The 21,622-nt window shown below is 65.7% G+C and carries 15 protein-coding genes; 8 read left to right on the top strand and 7 right to left on the bottom strand.

Annotation, left to right across the window (positions count from 1 at the left end; translation table 11 throughout):
* Positions 1-67: 67 nt before the first annotated feature.
* Positions 68-1,084 carry a hypothetical protein gene (locus KA184_15930; GenBank protein MBP8131068.1) on the top strand — a complete coding sequence of 339 codons (1,017 nt, stop codon included), beginning with the start codon at positions 68-70 and terminating at the stop codon, positions 1,082-1,084.
* A gap of 26 nt (positions 1,085-1,110) precedes the next feature.
* Here KA184_15930 and KA184_15925 read toward each other — a convergent pair whose 3' ends face one another.
* The 4 genes from KA184_15925 to KA184_15910 form a co-directional block, all read right to left on the bottom strand.
* Positions 1,111-1,938: a sulfite exporter TauE/SafE family protein gene (locus KA184_15925; GenBank protein ID MBP8131067.1), complete on the bottom strand. Its 828-nt coding sequence runs from the start codon at positions 1,936-1,938 to the stop codon at positions 1,111-1,113.
* A gap of 12 nt (positions 1,939-1,950) precedes the next feature.
* Positions 1,951-3,321: a DUF3748 domain-containing protein gene (locus KA184_15920; protein MBP8131066.1), complete on the bottom strand. Its 1,371-nt coding sequence runs from the start codon at positions 3,319-3,321 to the stop codon at positions 1,951-1,953.
* A 44-nt stretch (positions 3,322-3,365) separates the two neighbouring features.
* The gene (gene htpG / locus KA184_15915; GenBank protein MBP8131065.1) at positions 3,366-5,315 is read right to left on the bottom strand and encodes a molecular chaperone HtpG; all 1,950 of its coding nucleotides are present in this window, start codon (positions 5,313-5,315) and stop codon (positions 3,366-3,368) included.
* A gap of 194 nt (positions 5,316-5,509) precedes the next feature.
* Positions 5,510-9,703 carry a PQQ-binding-like beta-propeller repeat protein gene (locus KA184_15910; GenBank protein MBP8131064.1) on the bottom strand — a complete coding sequence of 1,398 codons (4,194 nt, stop codon included), beginning with the start codon at positions 9,701-9,703 and terminating at the stop codon, positions 5,510-5,512.
* 143 nt (positions 9,704-9,846) lie between these two features.
* Between KA184_15910 and KA184_15905 the strand changes: the two genes are divergently transcribed.
* A complete protein-coding gene (locus KA184_15905; protein MBP8131063.1) occupies positions 9,847-10,950 on the top strand; it encodes a hypothetical protein in 1,104 nt (367 codons plus the stop codon).
* 73 nt (positions 10,951-11,023) lie between these two features.
* Positions 11,024-12,136: a hypothetical protein gene (locus KA184_15900; protein MBP8131062.1), complete on the top strand. Its 1,113-nt coding sequence runs from the start codon at positions 11,024-11,026 to the stop codon at positions 12,134-12,136.
* A gap of 25 nt (positions 12,137-12,161) precedes the next feature.
* On the opposite strand, the gene KA184_15895 is transcribed toward KA184_15900, so the two are convergent.
* Genes KA184_15895 through KA184_15885 form a run of 3 tightly spaced genes read right to left on the bottom strand, consistent with a single transcriptional unit; the run spans position 12,162 to position 14,537 of the window.
* A complete protein-coding gene (locus KA184_15895) occupies positions 12,162-13,316 on the bottom strand; it encodes a tetratricopeptide repeat protein (protein ID MBP8131061.1) in 1,155 nt (384 codons plus the stop codon).
* Between the two features lie 54 nt (positions 13,317-13,370).
* On the bottom strand, positions 13,371-13,703 hold the full coding sequence (locus KA184_15890) for a hypothetical protein (protein ID MBP8131060.1): 333 nt from the start codon (positions 13,701-13,703) through the stop codon (positions 13,371-13,373).
* Between the two features lie 15 nt (positions 13,704-13,718).
* On the bottom strand, positions 13,719-14,537 hold the full coding sequence (locus tag KA184_15885; GenBank protein MBP8131059.1) for a HEAT repeat domain-containing protein: 819 nt from the start codon (positions 14,535-14,537) through the stop codon (positions 13,719-13,721).
* A gap of 364 nt (positions 14,538-14,901) precedes the next feature.
* Here KA184_15885 and KA184_15880 point away from each other — a divergent pair, with 364 nt between their 5' ends.
* From KA184_15880 to KA184_15860, 5 genes are all read left to right on the top strand, one after another.
* Complete coding sequence (locus KA184_15880; GenBank protein ID MBP8131058.1) at positions 14,902-15,423, top strand: ankyrin repeat domain-containing protein; 522 nt, start codon at positions 14,902-14,904, stop codon at positions 15,421-15,423.
* Between the two features lie 133 nt (positions 15,424-15,556).
* Positions 15,557-16,897, top strand: a complete 1,341-nt coding sequence (gene rimO, locus KA184_15875; protein ID MBP8131057.1) for a 30S ribosomal protein S12 methylthiotransferase RimO — start codon at positions 15,557-15,559, stop codon at positions 16,895-16,897.
* Between the two features lie 412 nt (positions 16,898-17,309).
* The gene (locus KA184_15870; GenBank protein ID MBP8131056.1) at positions 17,310-19,574 is read left to right on the top strand and encodes a hypothetical protein; all 2,265 of its coding nucleotides are present in this window, start codon (positions 17,310-17,312) and stop codon (positions 19,572-19,574) included.
* Positions 19,575-19,671: 97 nt separating this feature from the next.
* Positions 19,672-21,060 (top strand): PcfJ domain-containing protein, encoded by a 1,389-nt coding sequence (locus tag KA184_15865; protein MBP8131055.1) that lies wholly within the window; start codon positions 19,672-19,674, stop codon positions 21,058-21,060.
* A gap of 89 nt (positions 21,061-21,149) precedes the next feature.
* Positions 21,150-21,622: hypothetical protein (locus KA184_15860; protein MBP8131054.1), on the top strand; the 473-nt coding region annotated here is incomplete at its 3' end.

Genomic DNA, 21,622 nt, shown 5'->3' with positions numbered 1-21,622 from the left:
GCGGAGACGCTGCCGCGGGCTCGCGCGAACGCGGTATAATCGGGCGTCACCAAGGGAACGACCAGCCATGGACGTGGATTTCCATTACTACTGCGTCGGCGTGCTGGCGCGCGCCGCGGGCTGGAGCGCGCCGGACGCGCTGACCATCGCCTATGCGTCGCAATACGTGGACAACGCGACGGAAAGCGACCCGATTTCCGTGGGCGACACGCAATTCGAGCCGGTGCGTACGGCGCATGCGGGGCTGGGCTACGTGTCGGGCCTTCGCTGGGCTGTGCAGAAGCGGGTCTACATGGCATTTCATTTCCTGCCGCCCTTTCCGTTCAGCCCGCGCACGCACAGCTATGTCACGACGCCCAACAATCATTTCAGCCGCCAGTTGCTTGCCTGGGCCACGTCGGACCCGCTGCCGCGGCGGCGCCTGTGCGCTATCGGCATTGCGCTGCACACGTACGCCGATACCTGGGCGCACAAAGGGTTCTCGGGCCGCTGGCACGCAGAGAACAACGTCTCGCGTCTGCGCGTTGCCCAAGGGAAGGGCTGGCGGCGCCTGCCCGTGGGCAACGTGCTGCTCGACACGCCGCCGTGCATTGGCCATCTCGAAGCGGGCTATTTTCCCGACACGCCCTTCAAGGTCTGGAAATACGTGAACGCGCACACGGGCAAGGAATGCGCGCGGGATAATCCCCGCGACTATCTCAACGCCGCGTCGCGCATCCATGCATGGCTGCGCGCCGCGCCAAAGGAGGGGGATCCAGCGCCCATCCCGTGGCAGGAACTGCGCGTTCCGCTGCGGCGGTTGTTCCAGATGCCCATTGCCGATGTGAAGGAACGCTGCGCCGCCTGGCAACGCGCATTTGCCGCCCTGTTCGACCCGGTCCCGTTCGTCTATGACCCGCTGACATGGCGGGCCGACGCGCTCGAGCCCGCGCTGCTGCGCGAAGTGGCGTGGGACAAACGGCCGCGCATTCAACGCAAGAACATGCACTTCGAAAAAGTGAAGGGATTCCACGAGTCGTTCTGGGCGCAGTTTCATCGCGCCGCGCTGCGCCAGCGGCATTGGGTGCTCGAACGGCTGTTCTGAACGTCCGCCCGCCGTGTGGCGGCAACCTACGGAAACACGCGCTCGAGCAAGAGGTGTATCAAGTTGGCGTTGAGTAGAAGCTGAATTCCGGCGACCAGCGTCAGCACCATGATCACCCGATTGAATGCGCTTTCCGAAACGCGAAAGTGCATCCAGTGCCCCAGCCAGGACCCGATGGGAATCAGCGGGACCAGCACGAGGTCGAAGCGGAGCACGTGAAAATCGACCAGGCCGACGCTGATGTAAAAGGGCAGTTTCGTGAGGTTGATGAGCGTAAAAGTCCAGGCTACCGTACCGACAAACAGGGACTTGCCCATCCCTTGGGCGAACATGTACAGGCTGACAATCGGTCCGGCGGCGTGCGCGATTGTCGAGGTAAAACCCGCGGAGATGCCCGCGGCCCAGGCGGCGATCGGGCCGGGCCGGTGCCGTTCGGCCCAGGCCATGGACGCCTCCCGCGCGACAATGTAGAAGGCGAACAGGACCGCGATAACCCCCACGAACCGCTTGATTGGCACGCCGTAGCGCTCGACGCCCTGTTTCCCCACCAGCCACCAGACGCAGGCGCCGAGCACGATGCCGATAATCGCGGGGATATAGATGCGCATGATCTTATCCCAATCCTTGTTGTGGCGGTGGTTGTAGATCGCGTTCATGTCGCAGAGAATAAGCAGCGGCAGCAGCGACGCGGCGACGAGATTGACCGGCATGACCAGCATCATGAGCGGCAGCGAGAGGATGCCGGCGCCGCCCGCGAACCCGGACTTGCTGATGCCCTGAATGACGATCGCAAGGCCGACGAAAATCCAGAAGATGAGCCGCGGCACGCCGGGCTCGATAAACTCGGAAAACATGGGGATTCCCGCCTACTGCGCGTCCGTGATGCCGTCGCCGTCCGCGTCAGGGAAGCCGATCATGAAGATTTGGAGGAAGTCCTCTCCCTTATAGTTCGCGAGGCGGCGGCCGTCCGCTGCACAGGCGGATACGGGCTTGTTGTAGGCAAGCTGTTTGCCGTCGGGCGATACGACGAGGTTCGTGCGCGGCACTCCGTCCTGCGGTGTCAGGAACACGGTCTCGCCGAAACGCGGGCCGGGCGCGACGCACACCGCCGCGATGGCGTTGTTGCTGACGCAGAAGATCGTGTTGTCGGAAGGATGCCAACGCAGCCCCGTGGCAGCGTCGTGCGGCAGTCTCGTGACCTGGACGGGCCGCTTGGCGGGATCCGGGTCGCGGTCTGAGCCGGTAACGGGAATGACATAGACCTGGGTGCGGCCTTCGGCGTCTTTGGCGTAATAGGCGATGCGGTCGCCGCGGTAGGAGCCGCGCACGACGCCGCAGGCCCACGTATGCGTAAGCCGCCGGATCGATACGCCCCTCGGCGGCGAGGGATACCGCGCCGGACCGCCGGAATCCGCCGTCGTGATGTCGAGGTCCGGTGGTATCGTCACGGCAAACAGCGACTCGGCGTAAGATACGCCGTCCCCCTCGCGCACTTTGCCGATAAACGCGCGGACGCGGCCCTCACGTCCAATCCACGAATCGCCCAGCGCCGTCTCGAGCTCGCCGGGTTTGGCCTTGCCCGACGGGACCACGGGTACGAGCACCGCAAAATAGTGTGTTGCGTCTCCCGGCGCGGCGGGATGCACCTCCATATAACCTATGGTGCGTCCATACTCCGGCATCAGTACGTCGTCGTAGGTGAACCCGATACGACTGCCGTCGAGGCTGTATTCGTGCCGGTGCGTGCCGCCGCGATGCGCGCCGGGCAACGTGTCGCGGTCCGTTGCCGGGTCGCGGAAATCGAGCCACGTCAGCGCGCCGCTGCCGTCCGCCGCGACTTCCGCGCCGCGCCGATTCGGCTTGCCGTAATAGCCACGCACAGCCACTTCTTCTGGCAGCGGGCCATGGATGAACGCGACCTTGTCGGCGGTGGGACAGAATGTCACGGCCCCGACGCCCGGCGCCGACTGCTTCTCGTCCGCCGAAATGAGGGTTTCGCCCGGCGCGTAGAGCACGATTTCCTTCCCCGTAGCGATCTCGACCATCTCGATACTCTGGCTGTTGCCGATGCCCGGGCCCACGCCCTCGCGCGTGTCATAGCAGAGGAATCGCCCATCCGCCGAGAAGTTGTCGTTGTTGTCCAGAGTGTGGTTCTTCGGCGTTGAAGTGATCTGGACCTCCTGAGGCGGCACGGGCGCGGCGCCGAATGAAAACGCGACTACACACAGCATCGTCATTTCCTGTTCCTTCTTGTATCCCGGGCGGGCGCGGGCTTGCGCGCCTACAACGCACGGGACATCAGTTCGGCTACCAGCTTGCTGAACCGCGCCGGGTCCGGCGGGGCGTTGCCTTCCGCAAGCAGTGCTTGTCCATACAGCAGTTCCGCGCCGTCGGCCAGCACCGGGTCTTCGGCGTTCTCCGAAAAGCGGGCCTGCAATCGTTCGACGACGGGATGCGCCGGGTTCAATTCGAGGATACGCTTTACTTCAGGCGTCTCATGCCCGAGCGCGCGCATCATCTGTTCCAACTGCGGGCTGAGATCAGCGGCGTCGCCGACGAGGCAGGCGGGCGATTGCGTCAACCGGGACGACAACCGCACGTCCTTGACTTGTTCTGACAGCCTCTCTTTCAGGAACGCGAGCAGCGAAGCATAGGCCTGCCCTTTCTCCTGCCGCTCTTCTTCCGCTTTCTTCTTCTCTTCTTCCGAGCCGAGGTCGGCCGCGCCCTTGGCCGCGGACCGGAACGGTCTGTCTTTGTAATGGAACACGGCCTGCGGCCAGACCTCGTCGACCGGGTCCGTCAAGAGGAGCACCTCGTAGCCCTTTTCCCGGAACGCTTCGAGATGCGGCGATTGCTCGACCTTCGAGCGCGCCGCGCCCGTCAGGTAGTAGATGGCGTCCTGGTCCGGCTTCATGCGGTCAAGGTACGCATCGAGCCGCGTCGGGGCCGCCGCGTCCGCCGTGGATGCGAACTGGCACAAATCGAGCAGTTTCTCCTGATTCTCCGCGTCCTGGAACAGCCCTTCCTTCAGGGTGCGGCCAAATTCCCGCCAGAACGCCGCGTATTTCTCGGGTTCCGTGTCGCGGATGTGTTTTAGCGCGTCGAGCACCTTCGCGACAACGCCCCGGCGCATGCGCTCGATTTGCCGGTCCTTCTGCAGCATCTCGCGCGAGATGTTCAACGGCAAGTCTTCGGAATCGATGACGCCGCGCAGGAACCGAAGGTAATCGGGCAGCAATTCCTTGCAGTCGTCCATGATGAAGACACGCTTGACATAGAGATGCACCCCGTGGCGCGCCCCGCCTATGTAATACAGGTCGAAGGGCGCTTTCGACGGCACGTAGAGCAGCATGCGGTATTCGAGCGTGCCCTCGATCTTCGCCTGGATGCGCGTGAGCGGCTCGTTCCAGTCGTGCGAGACATGCTTGTAGAACTCGGTGTGTTCGTCCTCGCCGACCGCGTCCTTGTCGCGCAGCCAGATGGCCTTCATCGAGTTCAGCGTCTCCGTTTCAACAACCGTCTTTTCGGTTCCCGCGATGGGCTTGCCCTCGGCGTCGTATTCGGGGCGGGTGTGTTCGACATCCATGCGGATCGGATAGGCCACAAAGTCCGAGTAGCGTTTCACGATGCGCCTAATCACCCACTCATCCGTGAAGTCCTCCGATTCTTCTTCGGACTCCCTCGGTTTGAGATGCACGACCACCGTCGTGCCCGGCTCGGGGCGTTCCGCGGGCTGAAGCGTATAGCTTCCGTCGCCGCGCGACTCCCACCGCGTCGCGGATTGTTCGCGCAAGTGGCGCGTGATGAGTTCAACCCTTTCGGCGACCATGAAGCACGAGTAGAAGCCGACGCCGAACTGGCCGATGAGTTCAGGCGGCACGTCCCGCACTCGGCTTGCCTTGAGCGTTTCGAGGAACTCGCGCGTGCCCGATTTCGCGATGGTGCCGATCAGATCGATGACTTCCTGGCGCGTCATGCCGACCCCATTGTCGATGACGGCGACGGTCCGGTTCGCCTTATCCACTTCGATGCGGACGGCCAGTTCCACGTCGCCGGGAAGCAGTTCCGGGGCGTGAATGGCCTCAAACCGGCGCTTGTCGAGCGCGTCGGAACTGTTTGAGATCAATTCGCGCAGGAAAATCTGCCTGTTCGAGTAGATCGAGTGAATCATGAGGTCCAGCAGTTGCCGGGCCTCCGTCTGGAACTCGAAGGTCTCAACACCTGTGCTCATTGGTTCCTCCTGAAACGTGCGCGGCCTTGACACGGCCGTGAAGGCCGCCGTGAGACGGCGGGCAGTTATTCTAGCGCACGGCCCGGGCCGCACGGTAACGGCAATCGTGTTTTGGGCCGGTCTGCCCGGAAGCTGTCCCAAAACCCGTGTGACGAGCAGAGTCGCCCCTACAACAGTCCTGGACCAGGTCTTGTCTAGACAACGTCCTCCCGGATTGCCTCGATGGCGCTGAGGACGGGCACGCGGTCGGGCGCATCCTGCGCCCCATCGGCCGTGAACTCGACGACGAGGCTGTCCTTCACGGTGACGCCGGTGAATTCCTTGATCACGCCCGCGGGCGCGCCGCCGGTCTCGCGCTGAATGTCGAAGCCTTCGAGCACGGTCTGGCCGCCCAGCGCCACGTCGAAGACGCGCGTGCCGGGCGCGGCCCCGTCGGGTTCGGCAAAATAGAGGCGGACGGTGTAGCGACCCGGCCCCTGTCCCTCGTCGAGCAGGGGCAGGGTGAGCCGGTATAGGCCGCGGCACCCGCTGGCGAAGAGCCACGACTTGCCGGCAGGTTCCAGGCTTAGCCCCTCCACGTTGCGCGCGAAGTATCGGACATCGCGTTCGGAGAACTTCTCGCTGAGGTCGAAATCGGTGCCGTACTGGTACCAGCGCGTGCTCGGCGGGTGCGGATAGGCGAACCAGAGCGTGCCGTCGTCGTCGCGGCGGTCGCCGGGCGCGCCGAAGTTCACGGCCATGTGCCGCACCGGCGTCAGAGCGCCATGCTGTACGAACAGCGCCCAGGCGCGGTCCCGTGCGCGGGGTGCAAGCACGACGGTCGAGCGGACCGGGTAGGAGCAGGTGCAGCCGGCGCTTGCCTCGGGGAACAGCACAACGCCGTTCGCGGGGATGGTGTTGATCCAGCAACCGGGGCGGATGCCCGCGAAGGGCAGCATGCCGAGGTCGCGTTCGAGGTCGTAGTACCAGAGAAAGTAGCCGCGCAGGAAGAACATGTTCGGGCAGGCGCTCGTGGTGCTGCAGCAGTGGCCGGGGCGCACGAACTCCCATTCGGATTCCGCGGCGGTCAGGGGGTGGGGCCGCGCCTTCACCGCGCCCGTGCGCAGGCTGCACGCGCGGGGTTCGACGAGAATCTGGTCGCCCACAATCACGGGGCGGCGCAGGTAATTGAGCGGGCGCGACCAGAGATCCGTCCCGTCTTCCGCGGCGACTGCGGTTACCCGCCGCCAACGCAGCTTGCCGTCTTTGAACAGTTCGCGGTCGTGGTTGCTGTAGCAGCCGAAGAAGCACAGCACGCCGTCCGCATAGGCCAGGCCGAGACGGTCGCCGCCGCAGCTGGTGAGGTCCATGACGCGTTCCCAGCGCTTCGCGCCCGTGCGCGCGTCCAGTGCGACAACGCGGCGCACGTCCGCGTCCTCGGGGTCATACGGGACCGGGTCCTCCTCCCACGCGCCCTTCTCAATCAGGGCGGTCCGCTCCTGCATGGCCGCTTCGCGTTCCGCCTCGTTCACGTTGCAGTCCGCCAGAAACACGACGCCGTCGCCAGGTTTCTCCGCCACCGCAATCGCGGGATGCGCGACCACCCCGCCGTCATAGCGCCACAGCGGCGCGCCCGTGGCCGCGTCTATCGCGAACACGGTCTTAGAAGCCATGATCCGTTCCGTCACGGCGCCTATGGGCGATTCTACGCTGCCCCACGCGGGCCAGGCCGTCATGTTGCGCCACATCAGGCCCGACTGCTGCGCATCTTGGTAGGCGCGCGCGTCCGGTTTCTCGTGCGCCTGGAAGAAACGGCGCGCGTCCGCGCGTTGAGACGCCGACCAGCCCTGCTCGGTTGCCACGGCGTCGGGGTCGCGCCAGTTCCCATCCTCACCCACGAGCAGATCCCACAGCGCGCTGTAACGATTGGTCAGCGGCGGCGCCACGGAACCGAGGACGATGTCGCCGATGCACGCCAGATAGCCCCAGCGGCTGTCGGCTTCCGCGTTCTCGGGCAGCGCATAGGTGCGCAAGGTCTCGCCCGTCGCGGCGTCGAGACGGTGACATTCGGCGAATGCGGCGACAAAGACGCTGTCCTTGCCGAGAACGAAATTGCTCATGTCGGAATCGACACGCACCCGGACGGCGCCCGGCAGGGCGCGCTCCCACAACTTGAGGCCGTTATAGGCGTCGTAGGCCATGACAACGTTTTCGCCCTGCACGAACATGCGCCCGTCCTGCGCCAGGGGCGCCGCGGCGCGCGCATGGCGTTCAACCATCTGGCCGGGACCCGGAAGCCCGAACCACAGCACGCCCAGCGGCCCGCGCACGCGCAGGTCGTCCGAACACGCGGTGTTGCCCGGTTCGGCGTACTGGTGCGTCCAGCGGCCCGCGCCCGGCAGGGGCCCGCGCGTGACCACATGCCACGCGCCGCCCGGCCGTTCGACGCGCCGCGCGGTGAAATTTTCCATCTGCGCGAGGGCGGCGGCAACTGCGTCGTTGACCGGGTGCGCGGGCAGGCACAACACGCCGCCGCAAGGCTTTAGTACGCGCGCCAGCTCCGCGCAGGTTTGCTCCGAGGCGTCCGGGAGCGCCTCCGCTTCGCACACGACCAGGTTCGCGAAGAACTCCGCGAACGGAAGCCGGGGCAGGCAGGCCTCGTCCACTTGCGCGCGTGTGCCATAGAGACCATGTGCGTCCAGCAACTGCCGCGCGCGCGCCGCGTTCGCGATATCCGGTTCGGCGCAGACGAGGTAGAGGTCCGTGCGCCGCGCCAGTTCCGCGGCGAGCCGGCCCGTTGCGCTACCCAGGACCAGCCCAAAGCCGCGCGCTGCGCCTGAGACCTCCACGATGGCGTCGGCACGCGTTGCGATGCTCGCGTCAGCCGCTTCCGTCGGCGCGGCTGCGGGCGCGCTCGCGGAGGCATCTGCCGCGGTCCCGCGCGCAAAGCAATGAATGCCACCCTTGTCCGTGCTCACGACGAGCCGTCCGTTCGCAACCGCAAGCCCCGGCGCCCGGCCCGACACGGATGCCGTCCAGATTTCTTCGCCGGTCTTCGTGTCGAATGCGGCGACGGCGTCCTGCCCGCCGAGATACAGGTTGCTGCCCGCCAGGATAATACCCTCCGTATAAGGGCAGGGCTGGTTCCAGCGGCAGACGGAAGCGACGACGTCGCGTACCTGTTGATAGAGGGGTTCGAGCTGTTCTTGGAGGGCGTTCAATTCTTGTTTGACGGAATCGGGGGTGTCTTTGCCGGAACGGCGGACGAGTTGGCTGAGGTTGTCGCGTTTCTTGGTCAGTTCATCGACCTGTTTCATAAGCACCGCGCGCTGGCGCGTCGCCTCGTCGAACGCGGCCCGGTCCAACGCGATCAGCTGGTTGACCGTGAGCAGGTAGGCGGTGTCGGGGGCGACCACGAGGTCCTGGCCGGGGAACCACGCGTAGGGAGCGTCCTCGGCGCGGTTGCCCCCCCCGGGCGCATAGGTCTTCTTGCCGTCGATGCCCGCAATAAGCTGATTGTCCGTGAGCAGGGCCCACGTGCCCCCGAAATGACCGCCGGGGGACAGCCAGGAATGGAAGACGCCGTCGTCGCGGCGAAAGACAGCGGGCATGGCGCGGCCGGCCGGAACGAAGACTTGCGTAGCCGAGGCGAGCATGGGGCCCTGCATGGTCATGCCGCCGAAATCCTGCTCGAAATCGACGTCGCCGCAGGTGTCGTTGCGCCACAGCACGGTCCCGTCGCCGGCGCGGACGGCGCAGAGGTACAAGCCTTCGTGCGGAAACACGCCTGCTCCGAAATACGCGATGCCGGCGTCCACGATCACGCCGGTGCGGACGGGCCACAGGGAAATCATCTTCCCGTTGCCCAGGACCTTCTCTTCGCCGTAGGCCGCGCGCACACGCCAGACCAAGCCGCCGTCCTCCGCGCGCAGGCAATAGGCACACCCGTCGTCGGACCCAACGAAAACGCGCCCCTCGTTGACCATCGGCGCGACGCGGACCGGGCCGCCCGCTAGAAAGGTCCAGCGCACCTGGCCCGTCGCCGCGTCGAGACAAAAGACCTTGTTGTCGGACGAAGTGGCGAAGAATACGGCGTCGCCGGAGACCGCGACGTGATAGGCCTCGTCGAAACGGTCGCGGGGTTTCTCTTTCAACGGGTCGGGCCACGCGGGCGCGGGCGGTTGCGGCGGCGTGAACGTCCACTGCAGCGACAGCGGCGGCGCGAGCGATTCCTCTGTCCGCGCGCTGCGCGCGATGTCGTGCCGGTAGGTGGGCCAGTCGGCGGCGGCGCACAAGCCTGACACGGCGGTCAGGAGCAGCAATACGCAAGCTCCAGCGGCGCGCGCGGACTTCATCCATGTTGGTTCGTGTTTGCACGTGCGGGGTTGTCTGCCGATGCCGTGCTGCATGACGCTTCCTTCCTGGCCCGATGCGATGGCGAGCCGCTTGGCGCCGCTTGGATTGTGCAGCGGCGCTCATTAGAGTAATCTATCTTGGCATCGTGTACAAGGACAAGCATGCATGCATGCGAACAAGAAGGGCGCGTCAAATCATGCATTTCCCTGCCGTTTCCTCGTGCCTTCTTATGAGCCTTGCCGTAGCGCTGTTCCCGGGGTGTCCGCCGCTTGGCGGACCGGGCGACCCGCAAATCGAGATTACGAACGCGCCCGCGTGGGGAAGCAGCGGCCTGCTTCAAGGGCGCGTCCTGCATGTGAATCCCTGTGACTATGCGGTAGCCGTCTATATCTACGTTGAAGAGGCGGGCGGCTGGTGGACCAAACCGACGTTTGTCGACCCGTTGACTTCCATCAACAACAGCGGCGAATGGGCGGCGGATGTCGTTACGGGCGGAACGGATGAAACAGCGCAGAAGATCGCTGCGTTTCTCGTCCCAAAGAAAACGGATGCCTATCTGCTCGGCGGCGTGCCGGCGATTCCCGGCGCGGTCTTCGCGTCGGCCGTCGCACATACGGGCGTCTGGAGAACGCAACAGACGACGGAACGACTGCTTTTCTTCTCCGGGCTTGAATGGCGCGTCAAGCGCGCCGCGACGCCGGTGGGGCCCGGCCCGAACCTGTTCGCAGACGGCCTGGATAATGTATGGCTTGACCGCGCCGGAAGGCTGCACCTCAAGATCACGAACGGCAGCACCGGACCCCGGTGCGCGGAGATCATTTCCCTTGACAGTTTCGGTTACGGTACGTACACGTTCTATCTGGACAGCGCCGTTGACGCATTTGACCCGAACGTCGTGCTCGGCTTGTTCACCTGGAGCGACGACGCGGCTTACAACCACCGCGAAATCGATGTCGAATTCGCGCGGTGGGGCGACCCGCTCAACGACAATGCGCAATTTGTAGTCCAGCCTTACGACCGGGAAGGCAATATGACCCGTTTCGAAATCGGGCCCGACGCGCCTACCGCGCACGGTTTCACGTGGCGGCGCACGTACGTGGAATTCAGCAGCGTGACCGGCGCGGACTTTCCGCCGCCCGCACAGGCGAACGAAATCGCCAGTTGGCACTATACGGGCCCCGACGTGCCCGCGAACGGCGGCGAGAATGCGCGGATCAATTTCTGGCTCATGAATGGCGCAGCGCCCGCCAACGGGCAACCCGCGGAAGTGGTGATTCGCCGTTTCGCGTTTCAGCCGTAGGCCCTGCGAGTCCTCGCGCCCTCGGCGCGTGTCACAGGCACAACTGGTGCGAAGCAAGGGGAGCCTCATGCACATGTTGACCATACTCATCAGCGCCGCGGCGGCGGGCGCGCTGCCCGATTCTTACCTGGAACGGACTTGCGTTGCACTGGAGGCGTGCCGCGCCTGCCTGCCTTCCATGCAGCCGCCCGCGGAAGCGGCGGCCGCCCATCTCGCAGCGGGCGGCAAGCTCTGGATCGCGGGGCAGTCGTCGATGACAAGCGAACTGACCGGGCGCGCGGGCGGATTCATGATGGCGCGCGGGTTGCGCGGCGAAACCGCCGGAACCGGTGATGTCGTGCTGTACTTCGTGGAGCCGGATATGCCCGCACCCGATGCGGCGGCGCTGGGCGGCTATGTGGTCTATTTTGGCGGCGGCCCGCGCGAGGATGCGCCCTGGTTCTCGAATCACGCCGCGGAGTCCGGTCTGTCGCCCACCTTTGCCAACGCGATTCCCGGCTGGCTGTTCACCGGCGAGTTGATTGCGGCGCTTACGCGCCTCGGCAAGATGCCCGTCGTATACGAGAGCATCGGCATGTACGACGGCATCGCGCGCATGCAGCAGTACAAGAATGGAGAGACCGCGTTTCACGACGACTTGACCGTGCCGCCCGTTGCGCACGGCGTCACCGGAAACCGGTTTGCCGACATTGTCGCCGGCATGCTTCGGCGGGTGGCCCGCGAAGAGCAGGCGCGACTCGAGTGCGCGGGCGCATGGGCGCGCGAGGCGCGTGAAGCCGGAAAGCGCCTCTACATGTACAGCATGGGCCATCTGTTCCCCGATGAAGTGGGCAAGACGGCCATGGGCGAGTTGTTCCACTCGGATGTATGGAACGCGGGATTCCGGCGTCACGCGAAGCCCGGGGACGCGTTCGGCGGGGGGGATTTCGTCGCGTTGATTGGGTATCAGCACGCGCCGGACGACCTGCTGCTGCGGGCGCGGTCCGCGGGCGCGCGGGCGGCCTATGTTACGTTGCATGCCGCGCGCGACTACGCAAACGACTCCGGCGTCGTTTGGATTGACCCGATGTGGGACTGGCCTGATGCTTGCGTGCCGCTCGAGGGCTACGACGTGCCGCTGCTCGCCGCGTCAGGTATCGTGAATGGCGCAATCGCCTGGGAAATCTACCAACTGACGACGCGCTGATTCCTCCGGCCGGAACACGCGCGGGTCAGTGGGGCTGCGGCTCCCCGCACCCATGTGAAGGATTCGTTCTCGTGTCCTTCTTGTCGTTTGCGTCCTCTTGGCCCCTTGATTGCGAGGAGTGCGCCGTGCCGCGCAGGGCCTGCGCGCGCGCGCGCGCCGCCGCCGCTTCCTCGGCGCGCCCCAACTGATGCAGCGCCTCGGCAAGGTACTCGTGCAGTACCGCATTCGCCGGCTCGAGGCGGACCGCTTCCTCGAGGCACGGAAAAGCGGCGTCCCACGCGCCTGCATAGGCGTGGATGACCCCGAGATTGCGCCAGGCGTCCGCCATGCCGGGCTCAAATTCGACCGCAAGTTCGAGGGCGCGCCGCGCTTCTGCGTGCCTATCGATGCAGAAGAGTGTCGCGCCCAGCTCGCGCAGGATTTGGGCGCTTCGAGGCGCCAGCCGCAACGCATCGCGATATGCCGCCACAGCCGCGAGGAGATCGCCCATCTCCACCAGTTGCCGCCCGAGTTCCACGTGCGCCTGCGGGTCATTGGGACGTGCGGCGACCTTCTCGCGCCCAAGTCTCAGGTACAGCGCCTGCTTGGCCAGGACCCTTTCGGGCGGCCGCAGCAGCGGGTAATGGTGGATGGGAACGCCGGCCGCGACCAGACGCAGGCCCGCGCGTTCCAGCGATTCGTTTACAAGCTCGTGGATGGCGCCGTCGAAACGCGCCCCCGCGCCGTTGGGGAAGAGCCGCACTTTCACGCTGGGAGACCAGCCAGCGAAACCGCGCGAATGCGGGTCCCCCGGCGCGCAATGCGTAAATCCGCTCAGGTGCTCGGCATTCGAATAATTGCGCGTGGTAAAACGATAGCAGACATCGTGCATGCCCGCCGCGAGTTGCCGGAGGCGGACCCAGTCCCCGGGGTCGATGCGTTCATCCGCGTCCAGCACGAGAATCCAATCACAGGCGCACAGGCGCAGCGATTCGTTGCGGGCCGCGGCGAAATCGTCGCGCCATGCAAAATGGGCCACCTTGCAGCCGGCGCGCTCCGCGATCAGGGGGGAGCCATCATCGCTGCCGGTGTCAACAACACTGATTTCATCGGCCCATGGCGCCGCATGCTGAAGAAAGCCGGGGAGCAGGTCCGCTTCGTTGCGCACGATCATCGCGATGGAAAGAGTAGAAGACGCCATGGCTTCCTCGCCGCGCCGTGGCCCGCACGCCGCGCCCGCAACGGCGCCGCGTCGCTAGGATTCGTCTCTTGCGTCGCGTTGCTTCGCCGATGATGCAGGCGCGGGACGGATGATGCCCGAGGCGAGCAGCGCTTCGTAGGTCTCGCGGTCCACCACGTCGCCGCTGGTTACGAGCCGCGTCGACCCGGCCACCGTGACGCCGCACTGCCGGCACTTGACCTTGCCGCGCTGGATGATGTGTCCCTTCTGCATCATCTCAAAATCGATACGGACCAAGTCGGGGCCCGGGTTCATCTGCCGCCGGTGCGGCCAGATGGCGGACTCGTCCGCGTCGCGTTCCCGTGAATTGGGGGGCAGGGCCCCGTGTTTGCGTCTCCTACCGAACAACAACGTCCGCGCTCCTCATCCGCCTGCCGCGCCACCGGCGGCCTGGTTTGTCGTGCGTGCCGCGATGGCATCCGCGGCGCTGCGCGCCATTTCGCGAACCGCCGGAACAGGATCCTCCGCGGCGCAACGCTCGAGCACTGCGGCCGCGCCAGGATTGCCGATCTCGCCCAGGGCAGTCACCGATCGCATGCGGATCTCGGGGTCCAGTGCATGGTCTAGCGCAGCATCTTTATAAATACCTTCGAAACGGGCCGAGCCCTCGTCGGGCAACGAAAGGACCAGTTCGACGCGTTCCGCCGCGTTGGTTTCCGGATCGGCCCAGAGCGTGGGCAGCGCCTCGACCGCCGAAGCGTCGTGTGCGCGCGCGAGCATGAGCATCGCCGATACACGCACGCGCCGCTCGGGGTCATGCATCAGTTCCCTCAGCCGTGCGCGCGCGCCGTCGTCGTCGATGAACCCCAGCAATTTGGCCGCGCAGGCCCGCGTCGTCGCTTCCCGCGCGCTTTCGGTCAGCGCCGCCAATTGCGACGTCATTTCCGGACGAAGCAATGGCGTAAGGCTTACCACGGCGAGCAGTTTCGCCTTCGGGTTGGCCGACGCATCGCCCAGCGTCGTGAAGATGAGGTCCAATCTGTCCTCCGCCGCCAACTGTTCGCCCAGCATGACCGCCGCGCTATAGTCCAGGTTCTCGACCGGCGCATCAGCCAGCGCCAGCCACTGGCGATGTTTCTCCTCGGGAGAAGACGCCGCAGGCGGCTGAACATCGGGGCGACAGCCCCAGCACGCCAGCACGAAGACCGCCGCGCAGAGCGCGGGAATACGAAATTGCCTCATCGAGTGAACCGTCCCATCGCAACAGGTGGTGTTTGCACGAAGCATACCACAAGACGGCCTCGTGTGCACAATGCGGTATCCGGCATGCTGAATCCCGGCATTACGCGCACATAAGGTGTGTTCGCGCTGCTGAATCCTTGGCGGCGGAGATTTGTCATCTTGGCAGTTTGTGTTTCCCGCAGTGGCGCAGCCACCAGCAGCCTGCACCGGCAGCGGACCCCACGCTTCGCTCTAAAGCCTGTTTCAACAGCAACTTAGCGCTCATCCGGCACGTCCGCCGCAAGTGGCCTGTTGACGGGCACGCATCTTGCTTCCATCCAGCCGGGTTTGGCCCGATGGTGTAAGACACGCAAAGGAGTCACCTATGGTCGCTGAATGGATGCACACGATAGACGACGCGGGCCGCACCCCTTTGGACCGCGCATATCAGAGCCAGCACATGGCGCTGGCCGAGATGATGTTGAGCCTGGCGCACGAAGGGTCGGAGTGCGGTGTCGGGAGCATGACGCCGCTGCACCGGGCCGCCTTGTTCGGGTTGACGGATGCCGTGCGGTCCCTGGTCCGCTACGGCGCCGATGTGAACGCGGAGGACGCGCTCGGCGAGACGCCGCTGCACAAGGCGGCGCGGGAAGGACACGCGGACGCGGTCCGGGACCTGAGCGCGGCGGCGAATGTCAATATCCAGAGCAACATGGGCATGACGCCGTTGCACTGGGCCGCCCTGACGGGCCGCGGTGAAGTGGCGGCCATCCTGCTTGCGTGCGGTGCGGACCCCGGAATGCACAACGAAGTGCTGAACGGGTTGACGCCGGTCGACCTTGCGGAACTGATGGGGCACGAGGAACTGGCCGCGCGGCTGGGGGCCCGCGAGAAACTGGTCGCGTAACCCGTAATATGGCGACAGTGCCCTATGTAATGGCATCATAAGGAGCCGTCGGCGCCTCACGCTGGAATAGATGCGGGGCGCATCCCGCTCCGTCCCGGACGTGAAGCTGAAATGTGCCTTCTGGAGTGCCGTCATGCGCGTGGGCCTCGTTACGCTGGGCTGCGATAAGAACTCGGTGGACACGGAATACCTGGCCGCCATGCTCGAGGATGCCGGCTGCGCCCTGCACCTGGAACCGGACCCCGAAGGCGATGACGCGCTTGACGCCGTGGTCGTCACCACTTGCGGGTTCATCGCCGACGCCAAACGGCAGTCCGTCCAGGCGCTGGTCGATTGGGCGCAGCGCAGGCGCAATACCGGCGCGCCGCGCCTGTATGTCATGGGCTGCCTGGCCCAGCGTTACGCGGGCGACCTGCTCGCGGAAATTCCCGAGATCGACGGCATCGTTGGCGTGGGGCAGTTCCGCGAGATGGTAGACATGGTCCGTGGGGAAGCAGCAGCTTCGCGCAAGGACGTTCACGAGGCGCCCGCCGTCACCATCTATCCCTTCATGCGCCGAAAGCGTCTCGGCGGCGCGCCGCACGCATTCCTGAAAATCTCGGACGGCTGCAATCATGGCTGCACCTTCTGTTCCATTCCGCTCATGAAGGGCAAGCTCCGCTCCGTCGATCGCGGCCTGCTGTTGCGCGAGGCGCAGGAACTTGTGCGCCAAGGTGTGCGGGAAATCAACCTCATCGCACAGGACTTGACCGCCTATGGGCGCGACCTCGCCGCGGAATACCGGCTGCCCGCGCTGCTGCGCGACCTTGCCGCGCTCGACGGCGACTTCTGGATCCGTTGTCTGTACTGCTACCCCGGCGGCGTGACGGATGAATTCCTGCAAGCGCTCGCCGATTGCCCGAAAATTGTTCCCTATCTGGACATGCCTCTACAGCATCTTGACCCCGGCATGTTGCGGTTGATGAAGCGGCCCCATCGCGAAGTGAACACGTTCGAACTGGTGCGGCGCTTGCGCGACGCCGTCGCCGGTATCGTGTTGCGCACAACCATGATTACCGGCTTCCCCGGCGAAACGGACCGCGCGCACAAACGCATGCTCGAAGGGCTCGGCGAACTCGCCTTCCACTGGCTCGGCGTATTCGCCTATTCGCCCGAAGAGGATACGCCCGCCGCCGCAATGCCCCGCCAGACCCGCGAAACGACCCGTGCGCGCCGCAAAGACGCCGTGCTCGAACTGCAGGCCGAAATCACGGCCCTCCACAACCGCGAACGCATCGGGCAGCGCACTAGAGTGCTTATCGAACGCTTCGACGACGGCCGGGGACTGTGGGCCGGGCGGTCCCCGGGAGAGGCACCGGAAATCGATGGCTGTGTCTACGTGCATGCCTCCGCTCCATTGCGCGCGGGCGAATTCGTCGACGTGGTGGTTACTGCCGCCGATGTCTACGACGTGACCGCCCGCGCGCTTGCCTGAACCGCGCTCCCACATCTGAAGGTTTATTCTCCATTCCGGTCTATCCCGGAGGAGAGTCTTCCATTGGCATCTTTGCCTTTCCGTACGCAGTCCTTCAGCGGAAGTATTCGATTTACAGGCATTCTGTTCATGGCAATTTTCATTTTTTTATAAGTAAGAGTAGTAATTCGCTTTTCGCGAATCATTATCACTAGCGATTGTGGGTAATATTGACTTTACACCCAATATTTTGTATGCTCAGGATGTTACTTGACAAGCGGTGCGCCTTGGCGCGGCTTTCATACTTCCCCAGGGAGCGCGCCGCATTGCGCTCGGGATGCGCGGGCATCGATGGCGGGCCTGTGTCAGCCCTCGTGCTCGGACCCGGGAGGAGCATGTACAGACCTTGGGTCAGGAGTGGACACGTTTCCTTGTGACGGAGCACAACCGCGCCGCCGTGGCCGCATGCAGGGAAATCGCCGAGCTGCGTGAGCGCAGCCCTGCTCCGGTCGTGCTCGTGGGCGGGTCCGGGGCAGGCAAGACCCATTTGCTGCGTTGTCTTGCGCGCTACCTGCGTGAAGGCGCAGGGAGCGCGGTCGCGTGCGTGTCGCCGTCTCATTTTCCCCCGGAACTACGGGAATTGTCCGCGAACCCGGCGCCGGGACCCGGCGCGCGGCGCGCGGTACTGCTGGTGGACGCGCTGGAACGGTTCAACGGCGAAGCGGATACGCTGGAAGCGTTGGTGCGCGCATTCACCGACAGGGGCCATCCGGTCGTGGCCGCGTCGGCGGTGCCCCCCGAACGTTTGGAAAACCTTACACCGGGTTTGCGAACCCTTCTCGCCCGGGGCCGGGTTGTGCCCATGCCGGTTCCGCCTCAGACGCTGCCGGCAAGCCCGGCGCAAGGTGCTGTCGCGCCCGCGGGGCTGGCGCGCGAGGTGGCGCGCCTCCACCGTCTTCTCGCGCACATGCGGGCGCGTACCGCCGCCGCGGCCGTCGCGGAAGAGGAGGCGCGGCAGCAGGCCCGGGAGGACCGTGCGCTTGCCGCGGCGCTGCTGCGGGCAAATGAGGCCGCGCGGGCGGAACGGCGCGTCAATCAGCGCCAGTTGCACGCGCTCTACGCGGAGTTGCTGCGTCTGCGCGAGACGCTCGGGCGCTACAGCAGTCTTGCGGCCGCCTTGCCCGAGCTGACTTCAGCCGGTCAGGATGTCACCGCGGTATCGGTGCTTGTGGCGGAGCGCGCCCGGGTCATGGAAGCGGCGAAAGACGCCGCCGTGGGCCGCGCCGTCCGCATCGCCCAGGACGCTCACCAACTGCGCGCGGAAAACGCACGGCAGCGGGAAGAAACGGACGTTCTCGTCGCGCGGCTCTGGGACCTGCTCGGAGATGTCGCTTCGAGCCGTGAGCAACTGACCGCCGCGGAACGGCTCTACGCGGGATTGGCCCGGCAACTCGACGCGGCATGGGAGCGGCGGCGGATCGCGGAGGCCGAGGCCGCGGCCGCCCGCGGGATCGCGCGTGAATTCGAGATTGCGCTGAACCGGGCGCGGCAACAGCACGCCGCGCTCCGAAGCAGGTTCGAGACATTGCGCGCTACTGTGCGGCAGCAGGCGCATTCGCGCGCGTGCTCCCCGGAGACGGCCGCGGCCATGGACCGGCTCGCGGGAGAAAAGGCGCGCGCGGACGCGCTCGCCGAGCGCCTGGAACACCGGTTGCGCACCACGGAAGAGGAACTCGTGCGCGCGCGCTTCGAGATGGACGCGCTGGTCGGGCAGAACGAGCAGGGAATCGCGCGGATTGCCGCCCTGCAGGAACGCCTGGAAGCGGCGCGCGGGGAGCATGTCCGGCAGACGAACGAGATTGCCGCGCTGCGCGCCGCGCGCGCCCGCGCGGAAGCCCACGCCCTTCAAGCCAGGAAAGTGATTCACCGGCTGTACCAGCAAGTGGAGCGCGTGACGGCGCAGCGCGACGCCGTTCTCGCGCGGTTGGACCGCACCATCGCCGAACGGGACGCCGCCCGTGCCCAGATAGGCGAGGCGCGGCGCGCGCAGTGCGCGCTCGCCGCGCGCTGGACCGAGGCGGAAAACGCCGCTGCCGCGCTGCGCGGCGAACTGCTCACTGCCGTCCAGCATCATGCGCAACTCCGCGACGAGGTCGTGCAGTTGCGGGCAGCCTTGGATGGGTTGCAGCGGCAGATTGACATTCTGCGGCTGCACCTCGGCAACGCCGCGCCGGAACGGCCGCCCTTGCGCCTCTTACATCCGCCCCGCCGCAAGCCGTGGCTCGGCGACATCCTCTGCCGCATGGGCGCGATCACCAAGGCGCAGCTTGGCAAGGCGCTCATCGCTCAAGCCAGGCAACTGCCCCAGCGCCTTGGGGAACTCCTGGTCGAGCAAGGGGCCGTGACCGAGGACCGCGTGCTGCAGGCCGTGGCGCGCCAGCAGGGTGTCCCCTACTTGCGCCTGCACCCGGACAACGTTGCCAAGTTCCCCGGTCAACTCGTTCCCGAATATGCCGCGCGCGAGTACCACTGCGTGCCGTTGTTCGCCACCGAACGCGAAGTCGTCGTAGCCATGGCCGACCCGCTGGACCGCCGCGCCATCGCGGCCATTTCCCATCATGCCCGCAAGCGCGTGCGCGTCGTGGCCTCGCCCCGCCTGGATATCGAGAAGGCCTTCGCCTGCAGCTACGCCGCCTGATGCGCGCGGGCGCAGCACGCCCCCCTTACGCCCCCCTTGAAAGGTGCGCATGCCTTGGGTCGACATTATCAGCGAGAAGCGATGGGAGGCGTGTTGTTTGTCTGCGAATTGTCAACCGTTTACCCCGGGCGTCGTATGGAAGCGTGACCGCCTGCTCGTCTTTGACAAAGACTGCGTGACGGTCATGCGATTGTGGCCGCGGCCGGCGGCGTGGCGCAAGAGCGCGTCGCAGCCACAGTGGCGTCCCTGCCGACCGGAGATCGATCTCAATCTGCGGGAACCCGAGCGGAAAAGCCGCGCGGCGGAAGCGCGCTGTCTGCGTGAAAGCAGCGATCTTTACGCTGGGCAACTCTATTTTCCCGGTTTTTCGTTGCCCTATGCCGTTCGGGCGGCGCTGCGGGCCGCGCGCGAACTCGAAGCATGGCGCACCGCGATGCGGGACATCCCGCCGGCGGTACGCGCGGCGGTGCGCGCCTTTCCGGAACGCCAGTTCGCGCTGTTGTCCTTCTGCGCGCGCTGTCCGGGAGCGCTGGACCTGCTCGATGCGACGCCCGCGTTGGCGTTCATGCTGGCGAATAGCTGGGTCTTCGGTCCGCGCGTGTCGTGGCCGCTGCGGAGCGTGCGGGCGCTCCTGCGGAAGCGTCAACGGGACCAACTGCGGTGGCTGCGTTTCCCGGTTGCGACCGAGCAAACCGTGCGTATACTGCGAAAGGTTCCGGCGCGCGTGTGCACGGTAGAACTGCTCTTGTACCTGCGCGACGCCATGAGCCGCCCCGAATGTCTGCACGCGTTGAGCCATGTGCCTCGGGTCAATCGCGGCGTTGTGCGCATCGTGTCGGACCCGCGTCTCATGCCCCATGCCACGCCCCGGCTGCTTGCGGAAGCGGCGTCGAGCAAGCGCGAAGACCGGGAAGCGCGTCTGGCGAAGCGGATGCTGCGCTACTTGCGAATGGCCAAGCGCCTGAGACGCGACGCGTCGCGCGTCCGATTCCACAGCGCGGCGCAACTGAGCGCGCGCCTCGAAGAATTGGCGCAGGAATACGAATGGATGCGGCAATTCGGCTGCACGGACGCACAGTTTCCCGAGCCGCCGCTGCCGCCCACGTGCGAATTCCAGCCGATTCGCACGCTACGTGAGTTGGCGGACGAAGGCCGCGCGCAGGCCCACTGCATTGCCACCTACACCGAGGACATCCTGGCCGGCCGGGCCTACGCCTACCGCGTCATGCTGCCGGAGGAGCGCGCGACGCTGCTCGTGGGCGCGCTGGGAGACCGTTACGATCGCCGCTGGCGCGTGATCGACTGCCGCCGCGCGTCAAACGCGGCCGTGTCGGTGTCGGCGCATGAACTTATCAAGAATTGGCTGCTGACGGTCGATTGTTCCGTCGTTGATGCGTTCTTCTCTTCGGCGGATCCGGGAGACGATTTCCTCGATGAAGCCCTCGACAACGCGGAAGCTTTCGAGGAGGCAGATATCCCGTTCTGATCCAGTGGAAAATAGGCTACAGCCACCTGTTTCAGGGTGATCCGTCTGCGTCGGCGTTCGGGTATAATAGCGGGAACGAGTTGACGAAGATGACGGAAAACGGACTGCATACGCCGTTTAGTTATGACGATTGGGGCCGTACGGTGACAAAGTCGGGGACTGTCCCAAGCGAGCGAGTCTTCGAGTCTGTCCTCCCGAGCTTCAGCGAAGGCGGGCGAGACGGGACTGTCCCCAATTTTGTCCAGCATGTCGAGGTCTGGCGCGGGTTGCCGGGCGAGGACATGACGCGCATCCTGTCGGGCGCCCCCGCCGTCATTCCCGCGCAAGCGGGTACCCAGGACACAACGCTCCCCGCCGTCATTCCCGCGCAAGCGGGAACCCAGGACACAACGCCCCCACCGTCATTCCCGCGCAAGCGGGAACCCAGGACACAACGCCCCCGCCGTCATTCCCGCGCCAGCGGGAACCCAGGACACAACGCCCCCACCGTCATTCCCGCGCAAGCGGGAACCCAGGACACAACGCCCCCACCGTCATTCCCGCGCAAGCGGGAACCCAGGAC

The organism is Candidatus Hydrogenedentota bacterium (assembly GCA_018005585.1).
Classification (GTDB): domain Bacteria; phylum Hydrogenedentota; class Hydrogenedentia; order Hydrogenedentales; family JAGMZX01; genus JAGMZX01.
Note: the sequence above shows the minus strand (reverse complement) of the source record. Positions and strands in the feature narration are given on the sequence as shown.

Excerpts from the sequence above, each read along its gene's own strand:
- KA184_15930 (MBP8131068.1), top strand. The coding sequence starts at position 68 with ATGGACGTGGATTTCCATTACTACTGCGTCGGCGTGCTGGCGCGCGCC.
- KA184_15925 (MBP8131067.1), bottom strand. The coding sequence starts at position 1,938 with ATGTTTTCCGAGTTTATCGAGCCCGGCGTGCCGCGGCTCATCTTCTGG.
- KA184_15895 (MBP8131061.1), bottom strand. The coding sequence starts at position 13,316 with ATGGCGTCTTCTACTCTTTCCATCGCGATGATCGTGCGCAACGAAGCG.
- KA184_15900 (MBP8131062.1), top strand. The coding sequence starts at position 11,024 with ATGTTGACCATACTCATCAGCGCCGCGGCGGCGGGCGCGCTGCCCGAT.
- KA184_15880 (MBP8131058.1), top strand. The coding sequence starts at position 14,902 with ATGGTCGCTGAATGGATGCACACGATAGACGACGCGGGCCGCACCCCT.
- KA184_15885 (MBP8131059.1), bottom strand. The coding sequence starts at position 14,537 with ATGAGGCAATTTCGTATTCCCGCGCTCTGCGCGGCGGTCTTCGTGCTG.
- KA184_15910 (MBP8131064.1), bottom strand. The coding sequence starts at position 9,703 with ATGCAGCACGGCATCGGCAGACAACCCCGCACGTGCAAACACGAACCA.
- htpG (MBP8131065.1), bottom strand. The coding sequence starts at position 5,315 with ATGAGCACAGGTGTTGAGACCTTCGAGTTCCAGACGGAGGCCCGGCAA.
- KA184_15905 (MBP8131063.1), top strand. The coding sequence starts at position 9,847 with ATGCATTTCCCTGCCGTTTCCTCGTGCCTTCTTATGAGCCTTGCCGTA.
- KA184_15920 (MBP8131066.1), bottom strand. The coding sequence starts at position 3,321 with ATGACGATGCTGTGTGTAGTCGCGTTTTCATTCGGCGCCGCGCCCGTG.
- rimO (MBP8131057.1), top strand. The coding sequence starts at position 15,557 with ATGCGCGTGGGCCTCGTTACGCTGGGCTGCGATAAGAACTCGGTGGAC.